Annotated in this window: 26 protein-coding genes; 13 read left to right on the forward strand and 13 right to left on the reverse strand. The window is 68.4% G+C overall.

The window, feature by feature from the left end; translation table 11 throughout:
* Positions 1 to 231: 231 nt before the first annotated feature.
* From ndk to ACLIVD_RS25480, 6 genes are all read right to left on the reverse strand, one after another.
* Complete coding sequence (ndk, locus tag ACLIVD_RS25455; RefSeq protein WP_005248085.1) at positions 232 to 651, reverse strand: nucleoside-diphosphate kinase; 420 nt, start codon at positions 649 to 651, stop codon at positions 232 to 234.
* An 18-nt stretch (positions 652 to 669) separates the two neighbouring features.
* Positions 670 to 1080 (reverse strand): DUF4233 domain-containing protein, encoded by a 411-nt coding sequence (locus ACLIVD_RS25460; RefSeq protein ID WP_009474023.1) that lies wholly within the window; start codon positions 1078 to 1080, stop codon positions 670 to 672.
* Entirely contained in the window at positions 1077 to 2504 is a 1428-nt protein-coding gene (folC, locus tag ACLIVD_RS25465; protein ID WP_005261300.1) for a bifunctional tetrahydrofolate synthase/dihydrofolate synthase, read from the reverse strand. The genes ACLIVD_RS25460 and folC overlap by 4 nt, the downstream gene beginning before the upstream one ends.
* Positions 2501 to 5176, reverse strand: a complete 2676-nt coding sequence (locus ACLIVD_RS25470) for a valine--tRNA ligase (RefSeq protein WP_491930837.1) — start codon at positions 5174 to 5176, stop codon at positions 2501 to 2503. The genes folC and ACLIVD_RS25470 overlap by 4 nt, the downstream gene beginning before the upstream one ends.
* Before the next feature lie 55 nt (positions 5177 to 5231).
* Positions 5232 to 5384: a hypothetical protein gene (locus ACLIVD_RS25475; RefSeq protein ID WP_009474026.1), complete on the reverse strand. Its 153-nt coding sequence runs from the start codon at positions 5382 to 5384 to the stop codon at positions 5232 to 5234.
* 138 nt (positions 5385 to 5522) lie between these two features.
* The gene (locus tag ACLIVD_RS25480; RefSeq protein ID WP_283333609.1) at positions 5523 to 6683 is read right to left on the reverse strand and encodes a CdaR family transcriptional regulator; all 1161 of its coding nucleotides are present in this window, start codon (positions 6681 to 6683) and stop codon (positions 5523 to 5525) included.
* Positions 6684 to 6824: 141 nt separating this feature from the next.
* On the opposite strand from ACLIVD_RS25480, the gene ACLIVD_RS25485 reads away from it, so the two are divergent.
* From ACLIVD_RS25485 to ACLIVD_RS25500, 4 genes are read left to right on the forward strand one after another with little or no spacing between them, the layout of a single operon-like run.
* A complete protein-coding gene (locus ACLIVD_RS25485) occupies positions 6825 to 8249 on the forward strand; it encodes a sodium:solute symporter family protein (protein ID WP_283333608.1) in 1425 nt (474 codons plus the stop codon).
* Positions 8246 to 8395: a hypothetical protein gene (locus tag ACLIVD_RS25490; protein ID WP_280782386.1), complete on the forward strand. Its 150-nt coding sequence runs from the start codon at positions 8246 to 8248 to the stop codon at positions 8393 to 8395. Before ACLIVD_RS25485 ends, ACLIVD_RS25490 begins: the two co-directional genes overlap by 4 nt.
* On the forward strand, positions 8388 to 8798 hold the full coding sequence (locus tag ACLIVD_RS25495) for a RidA family protein (RefSeq protein WP_283333607.1): 411 nt from the start codon (positions 8388 to 8390) through the stop codon (positions 8796 to 8798). The genes ACLIVD_RS25490 and ACLIVD_RS25495 overlap by 8 nt, the downstream gene beginning before the upstream one ends.
* Positions 8795 to 10072: a D-amino acid dehydrogenase gene (locus tag ACLIVD_RS25500; RefSeq protein ID WP_317567608.1), complete on the forward strand. Its 1278-nt coding sequence runs from the start codon at positions 8795 to 8797 to the stop codon at positions 10070 to 10072. Before ACLIVD_RS25495 ends, ACLIVD_RS25500 begins: the two co-directional genes overlap by 4 nt.
* Positions 10073 to 10197: 125 nt before the next feature.
* On the opposite strand, the gene ACLIVD_RS25505 is transcribed toward ACLIVD_RS25500, so the two are convergent.
* Positions 10198 to 10650 (reverse strand): SRPBCC family protein, encoded by a 453-nt coding sequence (locus tag ACLIVD_RS25505; RefSeq protein WP_283333605.1) that lies wholly within the window; start codon positions 10648 to 10650, stop codon positions 10198 to 10200.
* Positions 10651 to 10808: 158 nt separating this feature from the next.
* Positions 10809 to 11120, reverse strand: a complete 312-nt coding sequence (gene mihF, locus ACLIVD_RS25510) for an integration host factor, actinobacterial type (RefSeq protein WP_005248100.1) — start codon at positions 11118 to 11120, stop codon at positions 10809 to 10811.
* Positions 11121 to 11337: 217 nt separating this feature from the next.
* Here mihF and ACLIVD_RS25515 point away from each other — a divergent pair, with 217 nt between their 5' ends.
* The 3 genes from ACLIVD_RS25515 to ACLIVD_RS25525 all read left to right on the forward strand — a co-directional run bounded on the left by ACLIVD_RS25515 (position 11338) and on the right by ACLIVD_RS25525 (position 12414).
* The gene (locus ACLIVD_RS25515; RefSeq protein ID WP_317567606.1) at positions 11338 to 11478 is read left to right on the forward strand and encodes a hypothetical protein; all 141 of its coding nucleotides are present in this window, start codon (positions 11338 to 11340) and stop codon (positions 11476 to 11478) included.
* A 60-nt stretch (positions 11479 to 11538) separates the two neighbouring features.
* Entirely contained in the window at positions 11539 to 12090 is a 552-nt protein-coding gene (locus ACLIVD_RS25520; RefSeq protein ID WP_283333603.1) for an HNH endonuclease, read from the forward strand.
* 63 nt (positions 12091 to 12153) lie between these two features.
* On the forward strand, positions 12154 to 12414 hold the full coding sequence (locus ACLIVD_RS25525; protein WP_280782380.1) for a WhiB family transcriptional regulator: 261 nt from the start codon (positions 12154 to 12156) through the stop codon (positions 12412 to 12414).
* Positions 12415 to 12444: 30 nt separating this feature from the next.
* Here ACLIVD_RS25525 and ACLIVD_RS25530 read toward each other — a convergent pair whose 3' ends face one another.
* From ACLIVD_RS25530 to ACLIVD_RS25540, 3 genes are read right to left on the reverse strand one after another with little or no spacing between them, the layout of a single operon-like run.
* Entirely contained in the window at positions 12445 to 14493 is a 2049-nt protein-coding gene (locus ACLIVD_RS25530; RefSeq protein WP_491930838.1) for a S9 family peptidase, read from the reverse strand.
* 48 nt (positions 14494 to 14541) lie between these two features.
* Positions 14542 to 15549: an iron-siderophore ABC transporter substrate-binding protein gene (locus ACLIVD_RS25535; protein WP_283333601.1), complete on the reverse strand. Its 1008-nt coding sequence runs from the start codon at positions 15547 to 15549 to the stop codon at positions 14542 to 14544.
* Positions 15550 to 15606: 57 nt separating this feature from the next.
* Positions 15607 to 16236 carry a GNAT family N-acetyltransferase gene (locus ACLIVD_RS25540; RefSeq protein WP_283333600.1) on the reverse strand — a complete coding sequence of 210 codons (630 nt, stop codon included), beginning with the start codon at positions 16234 to 16236 and terminating at the stop codon, positions 15607 to 15609.
* Between the two features lie 129 nt (positions 16237 to 16365).
* Here ACLIVD_RS25540 and fdhD point away from each other — a divergent pair, with 129 nt between their 5' ends.
* Positions 16366 to 17193: a formate dehydrogenase accessory sulfurtransferase FdhD gene (gene fdhD, locus ACLIVD_RS25545; protein WP_283333599.1), complete on the forward strand. Its 828-nt coding sequence runs from the start codon at positions 16366 to 16368 to the stop codon at positions 17191 to 17193.
* A gap of 10 nt (positions 17194 to 17203) precedes the next feature.
* Here the strand turns inward: fdhD and ACLIVD_RS25550 are convergent, their stop codons facing one another.
* Both ACLIVD_RS25550 and ACLIVD_RS25555 read right to left on the reverse strand, forming a co-directional pair.
* Positions 17204 to 17845, reverse strand: coding sequence for a 3-oxoacid CoA-transferase subunit B (locus ACLIVD_RS25550; RefSeq protein ID WP_009474040.1), 642 nt, complete (start codon positions 17843 to 17845; stop codon positions 17204 to 17206).
* Positions 17842 to 18591 carry a CoA transferase subunit A gene (locus tag ACLIVD_RS25555; protein ID WP_005248111.1) on the reverse strand — a complete coding sequence of 250 codons (750 nt, stop codon included), beginning with the start codon at positions 18589 to 18591 and terminating at the stop codon, positions 17842 to 17844. The genes ACLIVD_RS25550 and ACLIVD_RS25555 overlap by 4 nt, the downstream gene beginning before the upstream one ends.
* 152 nt (positions 18592 to 18743) lie before the next feature.
* Between ACLIVD_RS25555 and pcaH the strand changes: the two genes are divergently transcribed.
* From pcaH to ACLIVD_RS25580, 5 genes are read left to right on the forward strand one after another with little or no spacing between them, the layout of a single operon-like run.
* Positions 18744 to 19451 (forward strand): protocatechuate 3,4-dioxygenase subunit beta, encoded by a 708-nt coding sequence (gene pcaH, locus ACLIVD_RS25560; RefSeq protein WP_073369890.1) that lies wholly within the window; start codon positions 18744 to 18746, stop codon positions 19449 to 19451.
* Positions 19451 to 20092, forward strand: coding sequence for a protocatechuate 3,4-dioxygenase subunit alpha (gene pcaG / locus ACLIVD_RS25565; RefSeq protein WP_283333598.1), 642 nt, complete (start codon positions 19451 to 19453; stop codon positions 20090 to 20092). The genes pcaH and pcaG overlap by 1 nt, the downstream gene beginning before the upstream one ends.
* Positions 20093 to 20120: 28 nt before the next feature.
* Positions 20121 to 21473, forward strand: coding sequence for a 3-carboxy-cis,cis-muconate cycloisomerase (pcaB, locus tag ACLIVD_RS25570; protein WP_283333597.1), 1353 nt, complete (start codon positions 20121 to 20123; stop codon positions 21471 to 21473).
* Positions 21470 to 22672, forward strand: a complete 1203-nt coding sequence (gene pcaDC / locus ACLIVD_RS25575; protein ID WP_283333596.1) for a bifunctional 3-oxoadipate enol-lactonase/4-carboxymuconolactone decarboxylase PcaDC — start codon at positions 21470 to 21472, stop codon at positions 22670 to 22672. The genes pcaB and pcaDC overlap by 4 nt, the downstream gene beginning before the upstream one ends.
* Positions 22669 to 23466, forward strand: coding sequence for an IclR family transcriptional regulator (locus tag ACLIVD_RS25580; RefSeq protein WP_280782372.1), 798 nt, complete (start codon positions 22669 to 22671; stop codon positions 23464 to 23466). Before pcaDC ends, ACLIVD_RS25580 begins: the two co-directional genes overlap by 4 nt.
* Positions 23467 to 23492 lie beyond the last annotated feature (26 nt).

The following is a 23492-nucleotide window of genomic DNA, read 5'->3' on the forward strand; positions in this document are numbered from 1 at the left end:
CCAGGTATTTCCTGTTGACGCAGGGGCAGCGATGAAGGGCATCGAGCCGTGGTGTCATCCGGTCGAAGCCACGTGGTGCACAAATTGCGGTCCGACCACCCTCAGTATCCCACACGTGTGCCGCAGTCCGTGCCAGCGGCGCACGTATCGGTCTGGAACATGTTCCGCACGCGATGGCGCCGCCGGCCCGGAGGGCAGGCCGTTGGGTCGAGGGGTGGGTGGAGAGGTAGATCAGTTGGCGGCGAGGTGCGGGAACCAGAGGGCGATCTCGCGCTCGGCGGACTCGACCGAGTCGGAGCCGTGCACCAGGTTCTCCTGGGCTTCGAGCCCGAAGTCACCGCGAATCGTGCCCGGAACGGCCTTCTCGACGGGGTCGGTGCCGCCGGCGAGCTGGCGGAACGCCGCGATCGCCCGGGGACCTTCGAGCACTGCAGCGACGAGCGGGCCGCCGGTGATGAATTCCAGCAGGCCCGGGTAGAACGGGCGGCCTTCGTGCTCGGCGTAGTGGGCGGCTGCGATGTCGCCGGGAGCGGTGCGCAGGTCGAGCGCGGAGATCGTCAGACCTTTCCGCTCGATACGACCGAGGATTTCTCCTACATATCCGCGGGCAACGGCATCGGGCTTGATCAGTACAAGGGTGCGCTCAGTCACGGCGCACAGCCTAAATGGTCAGCCCCGCTGCCCCGGCAGCAGGCCCCGCTCCATTCTCTGGCGGACGTTACGGCGGAAGTAGAGCAGGTATCCCCACAGGATGGCGAAGACCACTCCGACCGAACCGATCGACACGTGGACGAAGAACCCGAGTAGCAGCCCCACCTGCAACAACAGGTTGTACTTCATCGCCCAGGGGCGGCCCTGCAGGCCCGCCCCGAGGATCATGAGCACCGCGAGCCCCACGAGGTAGGTTCCGGACCACCAGGTGAGTCCGCCGCCGACCGTCGCGACGACCGGCAGGGCGAGAAGCACCACGATGGCTTCCAGGATCAGAGATCCCGCGACCACCCCGCGGAATCCCTTCCACGGGTCCTTGGTCGGCGGTCCGAACTCCGGTTCCGAAGCATTCGAGTCCGGCTCGCTCACGCTGGGTCCTTTCCGAAGAGGGTGCGGGCCGCACCGGCGGTCACCACGGATCCGGTGACCACGACGCCCGCCCCCGATACTGCCTCACCGGGCTCGGCGACCTCCTCGGCCAACCCGATGGCCGTTTCCAGCGCATCCGCGAGTGTGGGTGCCACGACGACGCGTTCGTCGCCGAACTTGGCGACCGCGAGGTTGGCGAGATCGTCGACGTCCATGGCCCGCGCCGAACCGTTGTTCGTGACGACGAGCTCGTCGAACACCGGTTCCAGCGCCGACAGGATGCCGTCGACGTCCTTGTCCCCCATCACGCTGACGACGCCGACCAGCTTGCGGAAGTCGAACTCGGCGGTCAGGGCGGCGGCGAGTGCACGCGCCCCGTCCGGGTTGTGGGCGGCGTCGAGGAAGACGGTCGGGGCGCTGCGCACACGTTCGAGCCGGCCCGGATTGACGACCGAGGCGAACGCCTCCCGGATGGCCTCCTGGTCGAGCTGCCGTTCCGGGCCCGCACCGAAGAACGCCTCCACCGCGGCGAGCGCGAGCGACGCGTTACGCGCCTGGTGCTCCCCGTGCAGGGGCAGGAAGATGTCGGTGTAGACCCCGCCGAGGCCCTGCAGCTCGAGCTGCTGGCCGCCGACGGCAATCTGCCGGGCGAGCACCGTGAACTCGGAGCCCTCCCGCGCGACCGCGGCATCCACCTCGACGGCCCGGCGGAGCAGCACCTCCATCACTTCCGGCGTCTGCTCGGCCAGGATCGCGACGGCGTCGCGGGGCACCAGCGCGTCCTCGCGGCCCTTCTTGATGATGCCGGCCTTCTCCTCGGCGATCCCGGCCAGGTCGTCGCCGAGATACTCGGCGTGATCGAGGCTGATCGGGGTGATCACCGCGATCTCGCCGTCGATGACATTGGTTGCGTCCCAACGCCCGCCGAGACCCACCTCGACGACGGCCACGTCGACGGGCGCCTCCGCGAACGCGGCGTACGCCATCGCGGTGAGCACTTCGAACTTGCTCATCGCGGGGCCGCCGGCCGCCTGCGACTGCTGGTCGATCATCTGCACGTACGGCTCGATCTCCCGGTACGTGTCGACGTACCGGCGGGGCGACACCGGGCGCCCGTCGATGCTGATGCGCTCGGTGGCGAGCTGCAGGTGCGGGCTGGTGGTGCGGCCGGTGCGCCGGTGCAGCGCCGTGAGCAGCGCGTCGATCATCCGCGTCACCGACGTCTTGCCGTTGGTGCCGGTGACGTGGATGGCGGGATAGCCGTGCTGCGGCGAACCGAGCACGTCCATCAGGGCCGCGATCCGGGTGAGGGACGGCTCGATCTTCGTCTCGGGCCACCGCTTGTCGAGTTCCGCCTCGACCAGTGTCAGCTCCGCGAGGTCGACAGGACTGACTTCCTCCGGCGTGAAGTCGGGCGAGGTCACGCGCCTTCCAGCTCCTTCAATCGCTTGGTGATGCGTTCGATTTCTTCCGTCGCGATCTGCTGACGCGTACGGATCTTGTCCTTGACGGCGTCGGGGGCCTTGGCCAGGAACGCCTCGTTGGACAGCTTCGCGGTGGTTCCGGCGAGTTCCTTCTGCGCGGCCGCGAGATCTTTCTCCAGCCGGGCCTTCTCGGCGCCGAGGTCGACGTTGCCGGACGTGTCGAGGTCGACGGTGACGGTCGCCTTGCTCAGGCGCACCTCTACCGACGCGGACACCGCGAACCCGTCCTCCGGGTCCGTCAGGCGCGCCAGCGACGTGACCGCGGCGAGCTGCGTGTCCAGATCGGCCTCGGCGATGCCGCTGATCCGTGCGGGAACCCGCTGCGAGGGCTTGAGACCCTGATCGCTGCGGAACCGGCGCACCTCGGTCACCAGTCGCTGCATGTCGTCGACACGCTGCGCCGCAACCGCATCCGCGGCCGCCTCGCTCGACTGCGGCCACTGCGCCACGACGACGGATTCACGCTCGGTGAGCGCCGTCCACAGCGTCTCGGTGACGAACGGGATCACCGGGTGGAGCAGGCGCAACAGGGCGTCGAGGACGTTGCCGAGCACGGCCCTCGTGTTCGCCGCGACCGTGTCGCTCTCGGCGAACTGCACCTTGGCCAGCTCGAGGTACCAGTCGCAGACCTCGTCCCACGCGAAGTGGAACAGCGCCTCGCACGCCTTGCTGAACTCGTACCGGTCGAATGCGGCGTCGACCTCCCCGCGCACCTGCTCGAGACGGTCGAGGATCCACCGGTCGGCGTCGGTGAGCTCGCCGAGTCCGGGCAGCGGTGCCGGCGCGGCCCCGTTCATGAGGGCGAACTTGGTCGCGTTGAACAGCTTGGTCGCGAAGTTCCGCGACGACTGCGCATGGTCCTCGCCGACGGACAGGTCGCTGCCGGGGTTGGCGCCGCGGGCCAGCGTGAAGCGGAGCGCATCGGCGCCGAAGCGGTCGACCCAGTCGAGCGGGTCGATGCCGTTGCCCCGCGACTTCGACATCTTCTTGCCGAACTGGTCGCGGACGAGGCCGTGCAGGAACACGTCCTCGAACGGCATCTGCGGTCCGGACTTGCCGCCAGCGATGGCGTCGTCCTCCGACACATACGTGCCGAACATCATCATCCGCGCCACCCAGAAGAACAGGATGTCGTAACCGGTGACGAGAACACTTGTGGGATAGAACTTCTCGAGCTCGGGAGTCTTCTCGGGCCAGCCCATGGTCGAGAACGGCCACAACCCGGAGGAGAACCAGGTGTCGAGGACGTCTGGATCCTGCACCCATCCCTCGGGTGCGGTCTCGTCCGGTCCGAAGCACGCGACCTCGCCGTCGGGGCCGTACCAGATCGGGATCCGGTGACCCCACCACAACTGACGCGAGATGCACCAGTCGTGCATGTCGTCGACCCAGGCGAACCACCGCGGTTCCTGACTGGCCGGGTGGATGACCGTGTCACCGTTGCGCACCGCGTCACCGGCGGCCTTCGCGAGGGACTCGACCTTCACCCACCACTGCAGCGACAGGCGCGGCTCGATGGACTCACCGGTGCGCTCGGAATGCCCGACGCTGTGCAGGTAGGGCCGCTTCTCCGCGACCACGCGACCCTGCTCGGCGAGCGCCTCGCGCACCTTGACGCGCGCCTCGAAGCGGTCGAGACCGTCGAATTGCGTTCCCGTGTCGGCGATCTTGCCGGTCTTGTCCATGATGGTCGGCATCGGCAGGTTGTGCCGCAGGCCCATCTCGAAGTCGTTGGGGTCGTGTGCGGGCGTGATCTTGACGGCGCCGGTGCCGAACTCGGGATCGACGTACTCGTCCGCGATGATCGGGATGTCGCGCCCCGTGAAGGGATGCTCGAGCGTCGTCCCGATCAGGTGCTTGTAGCGCTCGTCGTCGGGGTGGACGGCCACGGCGGTATCACCGAGCATCGTCTCGACACGGGTGGTCGCGACCACGACGTGCGGCTCGTCGTCGTTCAGGGAGCCGTACCGCAGCGAGACCAGCTCACCCTCGACGTCCTCGAACTTCACCTCGATGTCGGAGATCGCCGTCTGCAGCACGGGCGACCAGTTGACGAGACGCTCGGCCCGGTAGATCAGCCCGTCGTCGTACATGCGCTTGAAGATCGTCTGGACGGCGCGGGACAGCCCGTCGTCCATGGTGAACCGGTCGCGGCTCCAGTCGACGCTGTCACCGATCCGGCGCATCTGGCCGCCGATGGTGCCACCGGACTCGCGCTTCCAGTCCCACACCTTGTCGATGAACAGCTCGCGGCCGAAGTCTTCCTTCGTCTTGCCGTCGACGGCGAGCTGCTTCTCGACCACGGTTTGCGTCGCGATGCCCGCGTGGTCCATGCCGGGCAGCCACAGCACCTCGTAGCCCTGCATCCGCTTGCGGCGGCTCAGCGCGTCCATCAACGTGTGGTCGAGCGCGTGACCCATGTGCAGGCTGCCGGTCACGTTCGGCGGCGGCAGGACGATGGAGTAGCCCGGCTTGTCGCTGTGCGGGTCCGCGCGGAAGTAACCGGCGTCTACCCAGCCCTGATACAGATCGTCCTCGACGGAACTGGGGTCCCAGCTCTTCGGAAGGGCATCGGCACGGTTCTGGGGATTTTCTGGAGCTGCACTGGTCACCCGTCGAGTCTAATGAACGCGCGGACGACCGACGACGGGGCTACCGTCCGCCTCGCTACTGGTCGCTGAACAGGGCGCGGTGCACCTCGGTGGCGGTGCGATGCTCCGGGTCGACGGGGCGCAGCGCCTCGCCGGCATCCTCGCCGCCTGCCTGGGATCCTGCGGTGCTGTGCAGCTCGGAGAAGAGCTGCACGTGGTGGTCGTTCAAGGGATTCCTCCGGTTCGTCTGCCGCATCCAGTGCGGCAACCACTCGAGAATGTCGAGTATGCATCGAAAACGCCGCCGATCGGCGGCGACACGGCGACGGGCGCGCCGGTGAGGTTCACACACACGCCGGCAGTAGGCTCAGCCGGCCCGCTGTGCCACCACACAGGCGAGGTAGAGCGTCATACCCAGACCCGGTTCGTCCAGCGGGCGACCGAGGAGCCGGGCGATCTTGTCGAGTCGGTTGGCGAGGGTATTGCGGTGGACGTGCAGCCGCTGCGCCGCCCGGCTGGAGTTGAACCCGCACTCCCCCCACGCGATCAGCGTCTCCTGCAGGTGCGGCCAGTCGTTGTCGGTGGCCAACGCGCCGAGCACGGCCCGTGACAGTCTGTCACGGGTTTCCGCGGGTATCACCGAGACGGCCTGATGGAGGCGGAACCGGTCGATGTCGTAGACCTGTCCGCGTGGGTCGAGAACCGCGCCGAGCCGGAGCGCGTCGTACGCGTCCTGGGACGAGAGATTGAGCTGTTCGACCCCGTGCGCGATGGAGCCGATCCCCACGCGGGTGTCCCATCCCCGTTCACGGACCAGGGACACATACTTCCGGCACCGGTCCGTCAGAGCCGCATCCGCCGCGGGCGTCCGTGCGGTCACCACGGTGGTGACCGCGACGACCTGCCGAGCGAGCGGCGCGACCAGATCGGTCGCGGAGTCGAAGGCGTCCTGCACGGCGCGCAGGACCTTGTGCGACACGGGCTGCCCCTGGACCGCGACGTCGTCGGAGTGACTGTCGTAGCTGATCAGCAGCATGACCCGGGGAAGGCGCAGGTCGTATCCCAGACCCGTTGCCCGCCGGACGATCTGGGCCTCGGTGAACGTGGAGCGATGCCAATCACAGATGTCGCGGAGCAGTTCTTCCGCTGCCCGCTCGTAGGTCAGCCGCGTACCGATCCGCGAGGCCTCCTGCATCAGGATTTCGGTCTGCCGCTTGACCACGAGCCCGAATTGCTCGACCTGCTCGGGCGAACCGGACAGCCCGATCGTGCCCACCACGTCACCGTCGATGACGAGCGGAATGGTGACGCCGGGCAGACTGCCGACGAGGTCGCGGACGTCCGCTGCCGAATGCGCGATCATGCGCCGCGCACGGATCACCTCGATCGATGCCTCGTGGAATTGGCCGATGCGACGTTCGTCCCCGCTGCCGACCACCGTGCCTGCCGCGTCCGTGATGAGCACGTTGAACCCGATGACGTCGGTGATCTCGTTCGCGATCTGTTGCGCCAGAGCCTCACTCAGCATCGACAGTCCTTCCGAACCCTGCGAGGGGTTGTGCATATCGCACAATCAAGTATCGATTCCAGTGTATATCAAGGTCAACTTGCCTAGTGACCGCGGTCACATGCCGTTCCTACGATGGGTTCATCCCAACTAGGAGTTCACATGGCAATCCTCGACTGGATACTTCTCGGTGCCTACTTCCTGCTACTCGTCCTGATCGGCGTCCAGACCATGCGACGCGTCAAGTCGCCGGACGATTTCGCCGTGGCAGGCAACCGAATCATCTGGCCGGTCTTCTTCGGCAGCCTGGCCGCAGCGTTCCTCGGCGGCGGAGCATCGCTCGGTGTCGCCGGCGCCGCGATGCGTGACGGCTACGTGTACATGTTCGCCTTCTGCGCATTCGGCGTTCAGACGGTGCTCGTCGGCTACTTCGTCGCGCCCAGACTCAAGAACTACATCGGCGCCCACACCCTCGGCGACATCATGGAGGCCCACTACGGCCGGCCGGCGAGACTGGTCACCGGCGTACTGTCCGTCGTCCTGTGTGCCGGCATCCTCGGCGCCCAGGCCCTGGCCATCGGTACCGTCGTCAACGCCACCCTCGACGTGCCCACCGTGCCCGCGGTGATCATCGGCATGGGTGTGGTCGTGCTCTACTCCTCGTTCGGTGGGGCCTGGGCGGTAATCCAGACAGACCTGTTGCAGTTCGTCTTCCTGGGAGTACTCCTGCCGGTGGCGCTCCTCATCGGGCTCGACGCCGTCGGCGGACCGTCGGCCCTCCTGGACAGTGTTCCCGCCGAGCATCTTTCGTTCATGGGTGACTACTCCCCCGCACAGTTCCTCACGCTCTTCGCGGCACTACTGCTCGGCGAGACGCTGGTCCCGCCGTACGCGCAGCGGACGTTCTCCACCCCCGACTCGCGGCACGCCCGTAAGGGTTACGCACTGGCCGGGTTCTTCTCGTTCTTCTTCTTCTTCACCTCGGCGTCTCTCGGGTTGATCGCACTCGTCCTGTACCCGGACATCGAAAGCGATCAGGCGCTACCGACCGTGGTGATGAATCTGATGCCGGTCGGCGTTCTCGGGTTGGTGGTGGCGGCGCTGATGGCGGTCGTGATGTCGACGGCGAGTTCCTACCTCAATTCCACCGCCGTCGTCCTGACCAAGGACATCTACCAGCCCCTCAGCCCCACCGAGCTGCCGCCGTCGAGGCGTCTCACCATCGAGAGGGCCACCAGTGTCGTCGTCGGTGCCGGGGCGACCATCTTCGCCCTCAGCGTTCCGTCCATCGTCGACGCCCTTCTCTACAGCTACACACTGTGGGCTCCGACGGTCATCGTTCCGTTGTTCGGCGCGGTGCTGTTCGGCGTGCGGTCCGCGCCGGCGGCACTGTCGGCGATCACGGCGGGCGCGATCGTCACCGCGGTGTGGCAGTGGGGCCTCGACGCTCCGTTCGGACTGGATGGGCTGGTGCCCGGCGTCGTCGCCAACCTCCTCGTCTTCGTCACGGTCGCGACGGCCACCTCGTCCCGCTATCCGCGCCGGCAACAGCCTGCCGTCCGCGTCACCGAAGGAGAATTCGCATGATTCCCGTCCTCCTCTATTACGGGGTACCCACCGCCGTCGTCACCGTCACCCTGTGGGTCGGATTCCTCGGCTGGCGCTTCTACGTCAAGGAAGTGCTCCGCGGTGACAGCGGTGGCGCCACAGCGGGCGAGCGCGACCATGGGTGACATCGTGGACGTCCCCGGGGTGACCACCGGCACCAGCCCGTACCCGTCGGCGCGCAGGGTCGGCGACCTCGTGTTCGTCTCCGGCCAGGTCTCGTTCGACGACACCGGCAACGTCGTCGGTACCGATGTGGTGGAGCAGACACGTCACTCCCTCACACGACTCGACAGGGTCCTCGCCGCGGCCGGCGCCACCCTGCACGACATCGCCTCGGCCACGGTGTATCTCGCGAACGCCGAGGACGCCCCGCGTTTCAACGAGGAATGGATGCGCTGGTTCGCCGCAGACCACCGCCCGGCCAGGGCAACGGTGGTCGCAGCCCTGCTGGACCCGCAGCTACTCGTGGAGATACAGGCCGTCGCCGTCACGGGCCGGGGCTCGACCGAAGGAAAGGAAGCGGAATGAAGGTGGCAGTTCTCGGAGCAGGGGTCGTCGGTGTGGCGACCGCCCACGCTCTGGCCGAGCGTGGACACGAGGTGCATGTATACGACCGGCGCAGCGAGGTCGCGTCCGACACCAGCGCGAGCACCGCCGGATTGATCGCCCCCGGTCACTCCTACGCGTGGGCGTCGCCGTCGGCTCCCACCATGCTGGTCCGATCGTTGCTCGGCGCGTCGACCTCGATCCGTGTCCGCCCCCGGGCGGACGCCGAACTCGCCCGGTGGGGTGTGCGATTCCTCCGCGAGTGCACGGCCTCCCGGGCGCGGTCGAACACTCTCGCGAAGCTCCGACTGGCCCGGTACAGCCAGCAGCTGATGGACGAACTCACCGCCCGCGAGAACCTGGAGTACTGCCAGACACGCAACGGCGTGCTGTACCTGTACCGGGACGAAGCGGAACTCGAGCACGCGCAGGTGAACTCGCAGCTGCTCCGCGACCACGGACAGCAGCAGGACATGCTGGGACCGGAGGAGATCGCGGCCGCGGAGCCCGCCCTCCGGCACGGGACGGCCACGTTCGCGGGGGCGATCCACGACCGCACCGACGGCACCGGCGACCCGCACCGGTTCTCGGTGGGGCTCGCCGAGGAATGCGGACGGCTAGGGGTCCGGTTCCACCTGGGCACGTCCGTCATGCGCCTCGAGACCGACGGCGCGGCCATCACCTCGGCCGTCACCGACCGGGGCGACATTCGCGCGGATGCCTTCGTCCTCGCCGCGGGGGCCGCAAGTGCTCTCGTCGCGAGGAGTGTCGGTCTGCGGCTACCCGTCTACCCGGCCAAGGGATACACGCTGACCGCGACCGTCAAGGACCCCGAACGCGCACCGGTGGTGGGCGGCATCGACGAGAAGACACTCGTCGCCTGGTCGCGGTTCGGTGACGAGCTGAGAATGTCGGCCACCGCGGAATTCGTCGGGTACGACCGCAGTCTCTCACCCGCCGACTACGCGGGCATCGTGGACGCGGGGAACGAACTGTTCCCCGGCGCCGTGGACTGGGACACGGCCAGATACCGGACGGGCCTTCGCCCGATGACGCCCGACGGCCCGCCGATGATCGGGCTGGGACGGCACGACAATCTGTACTTCAACACCGGTCACGGTCACGTCGGCTGGACCATGGCGGTCGGCTCGGCCCGCATCCTCGCGGATCTCGTGGACGAACGGCGACCGGACATCGACCCGAGTCCGTACTCCCCGATTTCGTCGCGCCGGCATCCGAGCGGACGAGGCGCGTAACGAAGTGCACTGACCCGACGACTATCCGAGCGTGCCTCCCGAAACGGCGGCGCACCGACCTCGCTGACCGCAACCCCCGACTGCGGTCAGCGAGGTCGACACATCAGCGCGACAGATGCTTCGCGCTAGCCGCTTTCGGCGTCACGCTTGGCGAACGCCAGTTGCATTTCCCAGCCCTCGATATTGCCTTCGTAGGCGGCCGCGCGGCGCTCGGCATTCGGGTACAAGGCGGCGAATCCGGTCTCGACGACGCGGAGGAGCGTGCCACCGTCCCGCTCCGACAGGAAGAACTCGACCAGGGTGGACGTGCCCTCCACGAGCGGCTGCGCGGGATCGTCTCCCCCACGGAACGAGACGTAGTGCGGTGCGTCGGACGTGACGGGAAGTATCGGGAAGCGCCCGTACGGGGGAAAGTCCACGACGAAGACGTCGCCTTCGCGTGTGGTAGTCGTCTTGCCGGGTTCGCCGTCGCCGATGAACCAGCCGGGTTCACTCACCAGCCGGAACACCCGCTCGATGGGGGCGTCGATCTGAATCTCGCGCTCGATCCTGTCCTGGGATGCGTCCGGAACGCTCATGTCATCCTCACCTCTCGACAATGTGCTACCTCACGGTTGCACATCGGCGGCCATTTGCGCAACCGTCAGGTTGCACTAGCGGGGGTGGGGGCAGGAAAGACGCGTCCGGGCGCCCGCCAGTCGCCGGAAGGCGATGGGGCGGGCACCCGGGGAACGTGTCAGCTGAAGTGCGCCAGCAGGGCGTCGCGCTGACGGTCGCCGAGGCCACGGAGGCGGCGCGTCGGAGCGATCTCCAGGTTGGCCATGATCTCCTGGGCCTTCACCTTGCCGATCTTCGGCAGGGCTTCCAGAATGGCGCTGACCTTGGTCTTTCCGATGATGTCATCGACATCGGCCTTGGAAAGGACCTGCTTGAGGGTGATGTCACCGGACTTGAGCTTGTCCTTGAGCTCTGCGCGTGCCTTACGAGCGGCGGCGGCCTTCTCGAGAGCTGCTGCCCGCTGTTCGTCAGTGAGCTGGGGAAGTGCCACGATGTCTCCTTCATTCGGGGTACGTATCGAACACCGTAGCGAGAGAACCGCTACTTTACCGCATCCATCGGACGTGTCGCGGATCCTGTCCGATTCGACACGCCCCGCTCACGGGTCCGACGGCGCCGAAAATACCAGGACGCGGGCCGTGCGCTGTGTCATGCTCGACGTGTCCGATCGGTTCAGTTCACACGTCGAGTTCAGGAAGGACGTAGCGATGCGCGCACTGCCCACAGCCCACGCAGCCCGGTTGCAGCCGTCACGCACGGGCATCGCCTCCTCCTTCCCCGTCGGCAGGCAAGGCGAACGCGGGATCATGCCCGCCCCGAAGACCCACCGCACCGCCCGCCACGCCTGACTCGACTTCCGTCGGCCGGCGTGCCCCCACCGCCGCGAACCGACAGAACCGAGATCTCCCGTGAGGCACTTCTCCCGTAACCCACCCGGCAGCACCCTCGACGCGCGCAACTGGTCGCGTGCGGATGTGCTGGTCCTCAATGTGACGTACGAGGCCCTCTGTGAGATTCCCGCCGAGCGCGCCGTCGTGCTGATCAGTGTCGGTGCGGCCGAGACGGTCGCGGATCGGGAGCCGCCGTTCCCGATCCGCTCGCAGCACGTCGAGATCAGCCTGCCGCAGACCATCCGACTGCTGCGTTACGTCTACGTCCCGCACTCCGTGCTGGTGACCGACAGCAGCCGCGCGACGTTCGCGGGCGTGTTCCGCCGCGACCGCAATCGTTGCGGCTACTGCGCCGAGCCTGTCGCGACGACCATCGACCACGTGCTGCCGAGGAGCCGCGGTGGCCCGAACACCTGGGCCAACCTCGTGGCCTGCTGCGTCCCCTGCAACCAGAGGAAGGCCGACCGCACACCGGAGGAGGCGGGAATGCCGCTCCTCTGGGAGCCGAAGGCGCCCCGGCACATCGAGAAGGCGCAGCGGCAGATCTGGAGGGATCTCGCGGCGGTCTGACCGCGAGACCCCCGCACCCGCCTCCACCCGACCGACCTTCTCCCAGGAAGGGGAGATTTCCCGATGACCGACGTCCTGGACACGACCCTGTCCACCCTGCTGCCTGCCTCCGACGACCCCGCGGGCTGGGTCGACGCCGCGTGTCGCGCCGACCCCGAGCCGGACCGGTGGTTCCCGTTCCCGACCGAGGATTTCGCGTACGCGCGCGACGTGTGTCATCACTGCCCACTGCGGACGCGCTGCGAGCTGTTCGCCAGGGCCACCGGCCAGTCCGGCGTGTGGGGTGGCAAGGAATTCGATCGGGGTCGCGAGAAGCGGGCGTGACTCCGCCTCGGCGCGGCCCCGGTCCGCCGGCTACCGGCCCAGGATCTCGGGCAGCGCGACGTCCTCGCCCCGCACGTGCTCGGAGAGGAACGAGAGCACGACCTGGTACCAGACCTTCGCGTTCTGCGGGGTGAGGATCCAGTGGTTCTCGTCCGGGAAGTAGAGGAAGCGGTGTTCGGTGCGACCCTCGTCGTCCGCGGGCAACCCCGACTCGGACAGCAGCTCGAACCACAGCCGCAGCCCGTCACCGATCGGAACGCGAAAGTCCTTGTCGCCGTGGATGACCAGCATGGGAGTCACGATGTCCGCGACGTACAGGTGCGGCGAGTTCTCCACCGCCATCTCGGGCGTCATCTCCCGCTGCCAGTACCAGGCGGCATCGGTGGTGGGGCCGAACTGGTCCAGCGCCCACAGGCTGGCGTGGGTGACGATCGCCTTGAACCGGTCGGTGTGTCCGGCGATCCAGTTGGCCATGTAACCGCCGAACGATCCGCCCATCGCCGCGGTGCGCTTGTCGTCGACCTCCGGCAGTGCCACCGCGGCGTCGGTGATCGCCATGAGATCGGTGAACGGGGCCTTGCCCCACTTACCCCAGCCCCGCTCGACGAACTCCTGCCCGTAGCCGGTGGACAACGCCGGATCGGGCAGCAGCACGGCGTATCCCCGCGCCACGAGCAGCCACGGGTTCCATCGCCACGACCAGGTGTTCCACGACCCCAGGGGGCCGCCGTGCACCCACAGCGCGAGAGGAACCGGCGCGTGGGCGGAGGCGCCGGTCGGCACCGCGAGCCACGCGCGCACCGCGGCGCCGTCGGCGGCAACCGTCTCGACCTCCGTCAGCGTCCCCGGCAACTCGGGGAGGTCGGCGGGCGCCTTCAGCAGTGAGACGGCGCCGGAGGTGATGTCGATGCGCACCGGGTGCGGCGGCGCCGCGTACGACGCCCGCAGCGCGAACACCGTCGACCCGTCGGGGGCGACCTGCAGGTCGGTGTACGCGCAGTCGTCGGTCGTCACCCGAGTGGGGTCCGCGCCGTCACGGAGCAGGAAGATCGGCGCGCGCCCGCGGTCGTCGGCGGTGACGAGGAGCCCCGACCCGTCGGACAGCCAGACCACGGACGTGGCCCACCGGTCCCACCCCGGCGCCACCTCCGAGACGGTGCCACTGTCGAAGCTGTAGCGGTGCAGCGTGAATCGCGGCGCGGAGTCGGGTGTCGCATGTGATTCCCGCATGAACACGACGTGCCGTCCGTCCGGGGAGATCACCGGGTCCGACAGATCGGCGTCGGCGTCGTCGACGAGGATCGTGCGCGCCCCCGTCTCGGTGTCGATGCGCACGAGGATGTTCCGGATCGACGCCAGCGGACCGGAAACCGTCCACGACGTCACGACGAAGGCGCCGTCGTCGCTCAGCGCGTAGTTCGCCTCCCGCAGCGCCGGACCCGGCATCGGGGTGAGGTCGGTCAGCTCCGGCTCCTGCCCGTTCTCCGCGAGCGCGTCCAGTGAGGCGGACAGGAGGTGGGGCACCTCGGGACCGAGATCGTGGTCCCAATAGCGGATCGGGTAGCCCGTGTGCAGGATCGCCGAGACCTTCTTCTCCTTGCGCTCGGTGCGCACCCGCTCGTCGTCGGCGGACTTCCCGGATCTCCCGAGAACCCCGGTGGTGACGACGACCCGCGGCGCGCACCGTGCGGCGCGGACCCCGGTGATGCCGCCGCCGCGGCGCGCGACGACCACCGCCTCGCCGCCCCGCGCGGGCAGCCGCCACAGGTCGTCGGGAAGGTCGTCCTCGTCCTGCGTCGGACGGGAGGACGTGAAGAGGAGATCGCCGTCGCTGGTGAACGTCGGGTTGGACTCCCCGCTGCGGCCACGGGTGAGCCGGCGGGCCGCGAACCCGCCGGTGGGATCGACCTCCCACAACGCGGTGACGTACTTCGTCGCCTTCTCGTCGAGCGTCGACTGCGCGACGACCAGCCTTCGCCCGTCCGCGGACAGCGCGAGGCCGCCGACGCGGCCGAGCGCGAGGTAGTCGTCGAGGTCGTCGAAAGGAGTTCCGGCGTGGAGTTCAGGAATCGCGGTCACGAGTCGTTGGTATCACGAACCGGGCTCACACCGTCGGACATCCGCGTCTCAGACGAGCAGGGGCGCGACCCGCGGCGGAATCTCGTTCAACGCGTACGGCAGGCTCAATACGGTGCTCCACGCCATCGCCTCGGCAGCGGCGTCCTCGAGCGTGATCGTGCGGCCGGCCTTCACCACGTCGAGTTCCTGATAGATCGGTGTCTTGTCGAGTTCCGCGCGCAGCTTGTCGCCGTAGCCGCCGCCTGCGTACCAGACGAGGAGATCGACGTTCGCGAGCGACAGCTGCTCCGTGCTGATCTCGGCGAAGTTGCCGGTGATCTGCTCCGTCACAGCGGGATTGACGAAGCCGAGTTCGGTGAAGAAGCGGACCTTCGGGTCCTCCGGACCGTACACACCGAATTGCCCGGGACCCTTGAGCGCGCCGACGAGGACGGTCTTTCCCGCGAATGCCGGGTTGGCGGCCCGGACGTCATCGAACTGCGTCTCGACGGAGGACACGAGCTCGGCAGCCTTGTCCTTCTTGCCGAGCGTCTCGCCGAGAATCCTCGTCTGGTCCTGCCACGGGACGCCGAAGTCGGCGAACTCCTTTGGCTGCGCGACCGTCGGCGCGATGGCGCTCAGCTTGTCGTACTGGGCCTGGGTGAGGCCGGAGTAGGTACCGACCACCAGATCCGGGGCGACCGTCGCGACCTTCTCGAAATCGATGTTGGTCGACGCCGTGCCCACGATCTCGGGCTGCGCGTCGCCGAGGAGGTCCTGCGCCCACGGCCACACGCCGTAGGGGTAGTCGCCGTACCAGTCGAACGTGCCTGCCAGCGCGCCGCCGAGCGCGAGGATCGTGTCCTGGTCGTTGTAGCCCACGCTGACGATGCGCTGCGGGTCGGTCGGCACCTGGGTCTCGCCGTACTTGTGGGCGATGACCGGGCCGGACGACTCACTGCCGGAGCCGTCGCCGTCCGAGCTGCTGCAGGCCGCGGCGAACGCGAGCAGCGCTCCCCCGGTGCCCACGAGGAATCCGCGTCGGCTCAGGCCGATCCTCTGTTGACCCACGTTCATGCGGCGACCCTCTCGTCTACCAGGTACTACGATCCACTTAGGTAAGGCTTGCCGAGCTTAGCCTAAGGGGTCGCGCGGACGGGGTTCGCGCCACATCGCCCACAGCGTCGGCCCGCCGTCCGGGATCCGGATCTCGCCGGTGACGTCGAAGCCGAACCGCTGGTAGTAGGAGATGTTGTCTTCCTTGCTCGACTCCAGATATGCCGGGAGCCCCTCGGCATCACATCGGTCCAGCCGCGACCGCAACAGCGCCTTCCCGTAACCGCCGCCCCGTCCCGCGTTGGACGTCCCGATCGTCGCCAGATACCAGTGCACGGGATCGACCGGGTGTGCGTCCTCGACGGTTCCGCTCACCGCGGCCCCGACGCCCAGCCGCGAGCCGAACGCGCGGACCAGCCCCGGCAGGCTGAGGAGCGACGACAACGTCGACTGCTTCCAGCCGCCGGGCGGATCCCACATCGCGGCCCCGCGGACCACGCCGTCGCCGTCCTCGGCCAGTTCGGCTCCGCCCCCGGCCAGATGGTGATGGCGGATCTCCACCGCGAACAGTCGCGGCAGGCCGCGCCGCCTGCGCTCGGGATCTGGCCACATCCACACCATCACGGGGTCGTCGAAGAACGCGTCGGCCAGGACGCGCGCCAGTTCGGGGATGTCGGATCCGGTCGCCGCTCGCACGCTCACACCCATGTCCAGAGGGTACGGGCACACCAGGCGGGCGCGCCGGAACGACTGGCCGTCGCGCCCGGTTCGGGGCCACTATGGACCCATGACCCGCCCCTCGTCCGCACGCAGTCCGCTCGAATCCGGCGGCAGGTGATGGGCCGCGTCACCGCGCGACGCCCGGTCGTCCGCATCACCGAGCACGGAACAACACGCAGACCCGATTCGCTGGCCGTCGAGGAACCCCTCGAGATCCGGGTCGGCGGCCGTTCGCTGTCGGTGACGATGCGCACGCCGGGCGACGACATCGATCTGGTGCACGGATTCCTGCTGACCGAGGGCATCGTCGAGAGCCGCGACGACGTGTCCGTCGCCCGCTACTGCGACGGCGTAGACGAGAGCGGAGCCAACACGTACAACGTGCTCGACGTGGTTCTGGCCGAGGGCGTCCCGGCGCCGGGTGAACCGGAACGCCGGTTCGTCACCTCGTCGGCCTGCGGAGTGTGCGGCAAGGCGTCGCTCGACCAGGTCCGGACACGGTCACGATTCCCCTTGTCCGGCAACGACTTGTCCGTGACCGCGGCCACCCTGTCGTCGATGCCGGCCACCCTGCGGTCGGGTCAGCGCATCTTCGATTCGACGGGCGGACTGCATGCCGCGGGCCTGTTCACCCCCGACGGCGCACTCGTCGCGCTGCGGGAGGACGTCGGCAGGCACAACGCCGTCGACAAGGTGCTGGGGTGGGCGCTGACACAGGATCGGGTGCCGCTGTCGGGCAGCGTTCTCCTCGTCAGCGGGCGCGCATCCTTCGAACTGGTGCAGAAGTCCGTGATGGCGGGGGTACCGATGCTCGGCGCGGTGTCGGCGCCGTCCTCGCTGGCCGTCGACCTGGCACTGGAATCCGGCACGACGCTCGTCGGCTTCCTCCGTGGGGAGTCGATGAACGTCTATGCCGGAGCCCAGCGCGTGAAGACCGGGGCCTGAGCGGGCGTTTCTAGACGGTGGCGTCGACAAGGAGCGTCGCGCCGGTGGCCGCCTGGACGTCCTCGACGCTGTGGCCGGGAGCGGTCTCGACGAGCCGCAGGCCGTCGGGAGTGACGTCGATGACGGCGAGATCGGTGACGATCTTCTGCACGCAGCGCTTGCCGGTGTACGGCAGCGTGCACTCCTCGAGGATCTTGTGCTCACCCTTCTTGGTGACGTGATCCATCATCACGATGACCTTGCCCGCGCCGTGGACGAGGTCCATCGCGCCGCCCATGCCCTTGACCATGGCGCCCGGGACCATCCAGTTGGACAGGTCTCCGTGGCTGCTGACCTGCATGGCGCCGAGAACGGCCACGTCGACGCTGCCGCCGCGGATCATCGAGAAGGAGTCGGAGGAGGAGAAGAACGCGCCGCCGGGGACCACCGTGATGGTCTCCTTGCCCGCGTTGATCAGTTCGGGGTCGACCTCGTCGTCCGTCGGGTACGGCCCGACGCCGAGGATGCCGTTCTCCGAATGCAGGATGACGTCCTTGCCGGCCGGGATGTGACCGGGGATGAGGGTGGGCATGCCGATGCCGAGGTTCACATACTGCCCATCCTCGAGTTCGGCCGCGACCCGGGCCGCCATCTCGTCACGCGTCCAGCTCATGCCCGTACCGTCCTGTTCTCGATTCCCGTTTCCTGCTTGCCGACCTCGACCACACGCTGGACGAAGATGCCGGGGGTGTGCACCTCGGCGGGGTCGATCTCGCCGGGCTCGACGAGGTACTCGACCTGCGCGATGGTGATGCGACCGGCGCCGGCGGCGTCCGGGTTGAAGTTGCGGGCCGTCTCCCGGTACACGAGGTTGCCGAGGCGGTCACCCTTCCATGCATGGACCAGCGCGAAGTCGGTGCGGATGGCGCGTTCGAGGACGAAGGCCTCCCCGTCGAACTCGCGCGTCTCCTTGGGCTTGCTCGCCACCGCGATGCCGCCCTGGCCGTCGTAGCGGATCGGCAGACCGCCGTCGGCGACCTGCGTCCCGACACCGGCGGGGGTGTAGAAGGCGGGGATGCCCGCTCCCCCGGCGCGCATGCGCTCGGCCAGCGTGCCCTGCGGAGTGAGCTCGACCTCGAGCTCTCCGCTGAGGTACTGCCGCGCGAATTCCTTGTTCGCGCCGACGTACGAGCTGATCGTGCGCCGGATCCGGTGCTGCTCGAGGAGCAGACCCAGACCGAAACCGTCGGTGCCGCAGTTGTTGCTGACCGTCTCGAGGTCGGTCGCACCTTGTGCGAGGAGGGCGTCGATGAGGACCGAGGGGATGCCGACGAGGCCGAAGCCGCCCACCGCGAGGGACGCTCCGTCGGGGACATCGGCAACGGCCTCGGCCGCCGTTGCGAAGACTTTGTTGACCATGTGACCCAGGCTACCGCAAAATGTTCGAGTAGTGAACACCCATCCACATTGCGAACAAATTGCGCCCCGCCTGTTGGCCCCATCACAGAACGCGACTACTATGTGCGAATAGCGGCCGACTGTTCACATCGAGAACGTGAGGATCTTTTTCCATGCTGCATCTGCCAGCCCACCACCACGCCGGGCACGAAGCGAATGCCCCGCTGCTGTTCCCCGAGTACAAGACGACTCGGCTGCGCAGCCCCAAGAACGACCTGATCCTGGTCCCGCAGCGACTCGGCGAGATCACCGGTCCGGTCTTCGGCGACGCCGACATCGCCAAGGGTGAGAACGACATGACCCACGCCAACGGCGGCGAGGCCCAGGGACAGCGCATCATCGTCCACGGCCGCGTCCTCGACAGCGCGGGCAAACCCATCCCCGACACCCTCATCGAGGTGTGGCAGGCCAACGCCGGAGGCCGCTACCGCCACAAGATGGACTCCTGGCCGGCCCCGCTCGACCCCCACTTCAACGGTGTCGCCCGCTGCCTGACCGACAAGCAGGGCCACTACGAGTTCACGACGATCAAGCCGGGCGCGTACCCGTGGGGCAACCACCACAACGCGTGGCGTCCCGCGCACATCCACTTCTCCCTCTTCGGTCAGGCGTTCACCCAGCGCCTGGTCACGCAGATGTACTTCCCGGACGATCCGTTCTTCTTCCAGGACCCGATCTACAACTCGGTGCCCGAAGCCGCCCGCGAGCGGATGATCAGCACATTCGACTACGACCAGACCCGCGAGAACTGGGCCGTCGGCTTCAAGTTCGACATCGTCCTGCGCGGTCAGGACGCCACCCCGTTCGAGGAGGGCCACTGATGATCGACACCCAGAACCCCGACGCCCCGCGCTACCCGGTCCTCGCCAAGAGCCAGGACCAGGTGCCGTTCGGTGTCACCCCGTCCCAGACCGTCGGCCCGTACGTCCACATCGGCCTCTTCCCGACGTGGGAGAACAGCGGCGACGCCGTCCCCGAGGATGCGCCGGGACGAATCGACGTGTCCTTCAACGTCATCGACGGCGCCGGTCAGCCCATCGGCGACGCGATGATCGAAACCTGGCAGGCAGATGCCGCGGGCCGGTTCAACAGCCCGACCGATCCCCGCGGTGCCGCCGAGGCGACCCCCGCCGGCTTCCGCAGCCTGGCCCGCGTGTTCGCCGACGAGAGCGGCACGATCGTGGTGCACACGGTCAAGCCGGGCGCACTTCCCGCCGAGGACGGCGCCGTCGAGGCCCCGCACATCAACGTCGGACTGTTCGCCCGCGGCATGCTCGAGCGGCTGTACACGCGGCTCTACTTCCCCGAGGACACGGACGCGCACGCATCGGACCCCGTGCTCTCCGCCGTCCCGGAAGCCGACCGCCCCAAGCTGATCGCGGAGAAGACGGATCGCGGATACCACCTGACGATCCACGTGCAGAACACAGAAGGACGGGAAACCCCGTTCTTCGCGCTGTAACCGGTCACAACCCAGAAAGGTGTCGCGCGTGAACTCTCCGGAGCCTTCCCGGGGTGCCCTGTTCGATCCGACGTTCGGTGCCGGCGAGTTGTCGGCACTGCTCTCGGACCGGGCGTGGGTCACCGCGATGGTCGAGGTCGAGGCCGCACTGGCCCGGGCGGAAGCGAAATGCGACGTCATCCCCGCCGCGTCCGCCGACGCCATTTCGTCGGTGTTCGCGCGCGTCGTCGCCGAGGGCTCCGTGGATGTCGGTGCCCTCGGCGAGGCGGCCGCAGCGGGCGGCAATCCCGTGATCCCGCTGGTAAAACTGCTCCGCGGCGAGGTCACGGCCGCCGATCTCGGGGTGCCCGGAAGCCACGTGCACAAGGGCGCCACGAGTCAGGACATCCTCGACACCGCCCTGATGCTGCTGTGCCGCCGGTCGGGTGCGCACATCCTGGCGTCCCTCGACGAGGCGGTGCTGTGCGCCGAGGCGCTCGCACGGGCCCAGCGCGACACCCCCATCGCCGGCCGCACACTCGGCCAGCAGGCCCTCCCCACCACGTTCGGCGTACTCGCCGCGGGGTGGATGACGGCGTTGCACAGGGCTTCCCGCGCGCTGTTCGACGCACTGGACGGCCTGCCCGTGCAACTGGGAGGTGCGGCCGGCACGTCCGCTGCGCTCTACCCGCACGGCCTCGACGTCGCCGACGTGCTCGCCGACGAGCTCGGGCTGGCACGTCAGGACGTGCCCTGGCACACCGATCGCACCCGCATCGCACTGCTCGCGTCGGCGCTCGGAACGGCCGCGGGCGCGGTGTCCAAGATCGCCACCGACCTCGTGTTCCTGTCGTCCACCGAGGTCGGCGAGGTCAGCGAAGGGTCACCCGGCGGTTCGTCGGCCATGCCACACAAGCGCAATCCGGTGGCCGCGATCGCGGCCCGCGCCGCGTCCCGCCGCACCCCGGGACTCGTCGCGACGATCCTCGGCTCGATGGATCACGAGCAGCAGCGCGCCGCGGGCGCCTGGCACGCCGAGTGGGAAACGCTCACGGACCTGCTGCGTCTCACCGGCGGAGCCGTCGCGCGCATCGCCGACTCGCTCGGTGGGCTGAACGTTCACCCCGACGCGATGGCCCGCAACCTCGACATCACCGGTGGCCTGCTCCTCGCGGAACGCGTCACCGGCGCCCTGTCCGCCCGCACCGACAACGCGCGCGACCTCGTCACCGCCGCGTGCGAGACCGGACACCCCCTCGACGAGGATCCGGGGCTCCTCCAGTACCTGCAGGCGGACGAGATCCGCGCCCTGCTCGACCCCGCCGGATACCTCGGCCACGCCCACGACATCGTCGACCGCGCACTGGAGACAGTGGCCCGCGGCCGGGAAGGAACGCGATGACAGTCGCACTCGCACACGAAATCTCCGGACCCCGAAGCGGCGCGGCGGACGCCCCCGTCGTCGTCCTGCTCGGATCGCTCGGCTCCAACCGGTCCATGTGGGACCCGCAGATCGCGGCCCTGTCCGACGAATGCCGGGTGGTCGCCGTCGATCAACGCGGCCACGGCGAATCGCCGGCACCGGACGGTCCGTACTCCGTCCGCGACCTGTCCGAGGACGTCCTCGCCCTGCTCGACTCGCTCGGCGTGGACGCCGCCCACTTCGTCGGACTGTCCATGGGCGGGGCGATCGCCCAGTGGCTCGGCGCGCACGCTCCGCGCCGGGTGCTGTCGCTGTCGCTGCTGTGCACCGCCGCGAAATTCGGTGAACCGCAGGCATGGATCGAGCGGGCCGCGGCATCACGCACCGACGGTCCGGAGTCGCTCGCGGATGCCGTTGTCGCACGGTGGTTCAGCGAGGGGCTCGCCAAACGTGATCCGGAATTCGTCCGGCACTACCGCGAAATGATCGCGTCGACGTCCCCCGAGGGATACGCCGCGTGCTGCGACGCCCTCGCCGACTGGGAGTTCACTGCCGACCTGTCCCGCATCAGCGCACCGACACTGGTGATCGCGGGCGAGGAGGATCCGTCCACCCCGCCGTCGGTCATGCAGATCCTCGCGGACGGCATCACCGGTGCCCGGTTCGAGGTGCTCTCCCCCGCCGCCCACGTCGCGAACCTCGAGCAGGCAGGTGCCGTGACGGCGCTGCTGCGCGAACACATCGTCGGCGGCGGGTACGCGCGCGGACGTCGCGCCGCGCACGCACAGGGAATGACGGTGCGACGCTCGGTACTCGGCGACGCGCACGTGGACCGCTCCGTGGCGGGAACCACCGACTTCACGGCACCGTTCCAGGACTTCATCACCCGCACCGCGTGGGGCGACATCTGGTCGCGCCCCGGGCTGGACCACGAGTTGCGGCGACTGCTCACGATCGCCGTTCTCACCGCGGTGGGCAACGAGCACGAACTCGACATGCACATCCGCGCCGCCCTCCGCGCGGGTGTCGACGCCGACACCATCGGTGAGGTGCTCCTCCACACCGCCGTCTACGCCGGTGTGCCCAACAGCAATCTCGGTTTCGCACTCGGCAAACAGGCCCTCGCCGACCTGTCCTCCACCGGCACCGGGCCCACGGAGGAGAATTCGCAGACATGACCGCTACCGAACCGACGGAGAAGATCCTCCCGTCCCCCGACTACGTGCAGTCGCTGGCCCGAGGCCTCGCCGTGATCCGCTGCTTCGACAACCGGAATCAGCGGCGCACGCTCAGTGACGTCGCCCGCGCCACCGACCTGACCCGCGCCACCGCACGCCGATTTCTGCTCACCCTCGTCGAGCTCGGCTACGTGGCCACGGACGGTTCCGCGTTCTGGCTCACCCCGCGGGTTCTCGAACTCGGATACAGCTACCTGTCGAGCCTGTCGCTGCCGGAGGTCGCGCAGCCGCACCTCGAGAGGCTGAGCCACAAGGTGCACGAGTCGTCGTCGGTGTCGATCCTCGACGGCGCCGACATCGTGTACGTGGCCCGCGTGCCCGTCAGCCGGATCATGACGGTGGGCATCACCATCGGCACCCGGCTCCCCGCGTACGCCACCTCGATGGGCCGGGTCCTGCTGGCGGGACTGCCCGACGACGAACTCGACGCGTACCTCGAGAAGCTCGACATCCAGCGGCTCACCGAACGCACGATCACGGCCCGTGACGAGCTGAAAGCTGCGATTCTCGCCGTTCGCGCGGACGGTATCTGCGTTCTCGACCAGGAACTCGAGGCAGGCCTGCGGTCGATGGCCGCCCCGATCCGGGGCGCCTCCGGGCTGACCGTCGCCGCGGTGAACATCTCCACTCCGGCCGCGCGATACAGCCTCGAGGATCTGCATTCCGATCTCATCCCGTCGCTGCGGGTCACCGCAACCGACATCGAACAGGACCTCGCCACCGTCAATCGCTGACGCAGTGCCCGAGGAAACTTCATGAA

The organism is Rhodococcus sp. G6(2025) (assembly GCF_058628105.1).

Bases quoted from the DNA above. Each gene is read 5' to 3' on its own strand.
- ACLIVD_RS25515 (WP_317567606.1), top strand. From the start codon at position 11,338: ATGCGCGCACTGCCCACAGCCCACGCAGCCCGGTTGCAGCCGTCACGC.
- ACLIVD_RS25495 (WP_283333607.1), top strand. From the start codon at position 8,388: ATGGGTGACATCGTGGACGTCCCCGGGGTGACCACCGGCACCAGCCCG.
- ACLIVD_RS25480 (WP_283333609.1), bottom strand. From the start codon at position 6,683: ATGCTGAGTGAGGCTCTGGCGCAACAGATCGCGAACGAGATCACCGAC.
- ACLIVD_RS25500 (WP_317567608.1), top strand. From the start codon at position 8,795: ATGAAGGTGGCAGTTCTCGGAGCAGGGGTCGTCGGTGTGGCGACCGCC.
- ACLIVD_RS25485 (WP_283333608.1), top strand. From the start codon at position 6,825: ATGGCAATCCTCGACTGGATACTTCTCGGTGCCTACTTCCTGCTACTC.
- ACLIVD_RS25525 (WP_280782380.1), top strand. From the start codon at position 12,154: ATGACCGACGTCCTGGACACGACCCTGTCCACCCTGCTGCCTGCCTCC.
- ACLIVD_RS25490 (WP_280782386.1), top strand. From the start codon at position 8,246: ATGATTCCCGTCCTCCTCTATTACGGGGTACCCACCGCCGTCGTCACC.
- fdhD (WP_283333599.1), top strand. From the start codon at position 16,366: ATGGGCCGCGTCACCGCGCGACGCCCGGTCGTCCGCATCACCGAGCAC.
- ACLIVD_RS25550 (WP_009474040.1), bottom strand. From the start codon at position 17,845: ATGAGCTGGACGCGTGACGAGATGGCGGCCCGGGTCGCGGCCGAACTC.
- ACLIVD_RS25540 (WP_283333600.1), bottom strand. From the start codon at position 16,236: ATGGGTGTGAGCGTGCGAGCGGCGACCGGATCCGACATCCCCGAACTG.
- pcaG (WP_283333598.1), top strand. From the start codon at position 19,451: ATGATCGACACCCAGAACCCCGACGCCCCGCGCTACCCGGTCCTCGCC.
- ACLIVD_RS25535 (WP_283333601.1), bottom strand. From the start codon at position 15,549: ATGAACGTGGGTCAACAGAGGATCGGCCTGAGCCGACGCGGATTCCTC.
- pcaDC (WP_283333596.1), top strand. From the start codon at position 21,470: ATGACAGTCGCACTCGCACACGAAATCTCCGGACCCCGAAGCGGCGCG.
- ACLIVD_RS25505 (WP_283333605.1), bottom strand. From the start codon at position 10,650: ATGAGCGTTCCGGACGCATCCCAGGACAGGATCGAGCGCGAGATTCAG.
- ACLIVD_RS25580 (WP_280782372.1), top strand. From the start codon at position 22,669: ATGACCGCTACCGAACCGACGGAGAAGATCCTCCCGTCCCCCGACTAC.
- ACLIVD_RS25555 (WP_005248111.1), bottom strand. From the start codon at position 18,591: ATGGTCAACAAAGTCTTCGCAACGGCGGCCGAGGCCGTTGCCGATGTC.
- pcaH (WP_073369890.1), top strand. From the start codon at position 18,744: ATGCTGCATCTGCCAGCCCACCACCACGCCGGGCACGAAGCGAATGCC.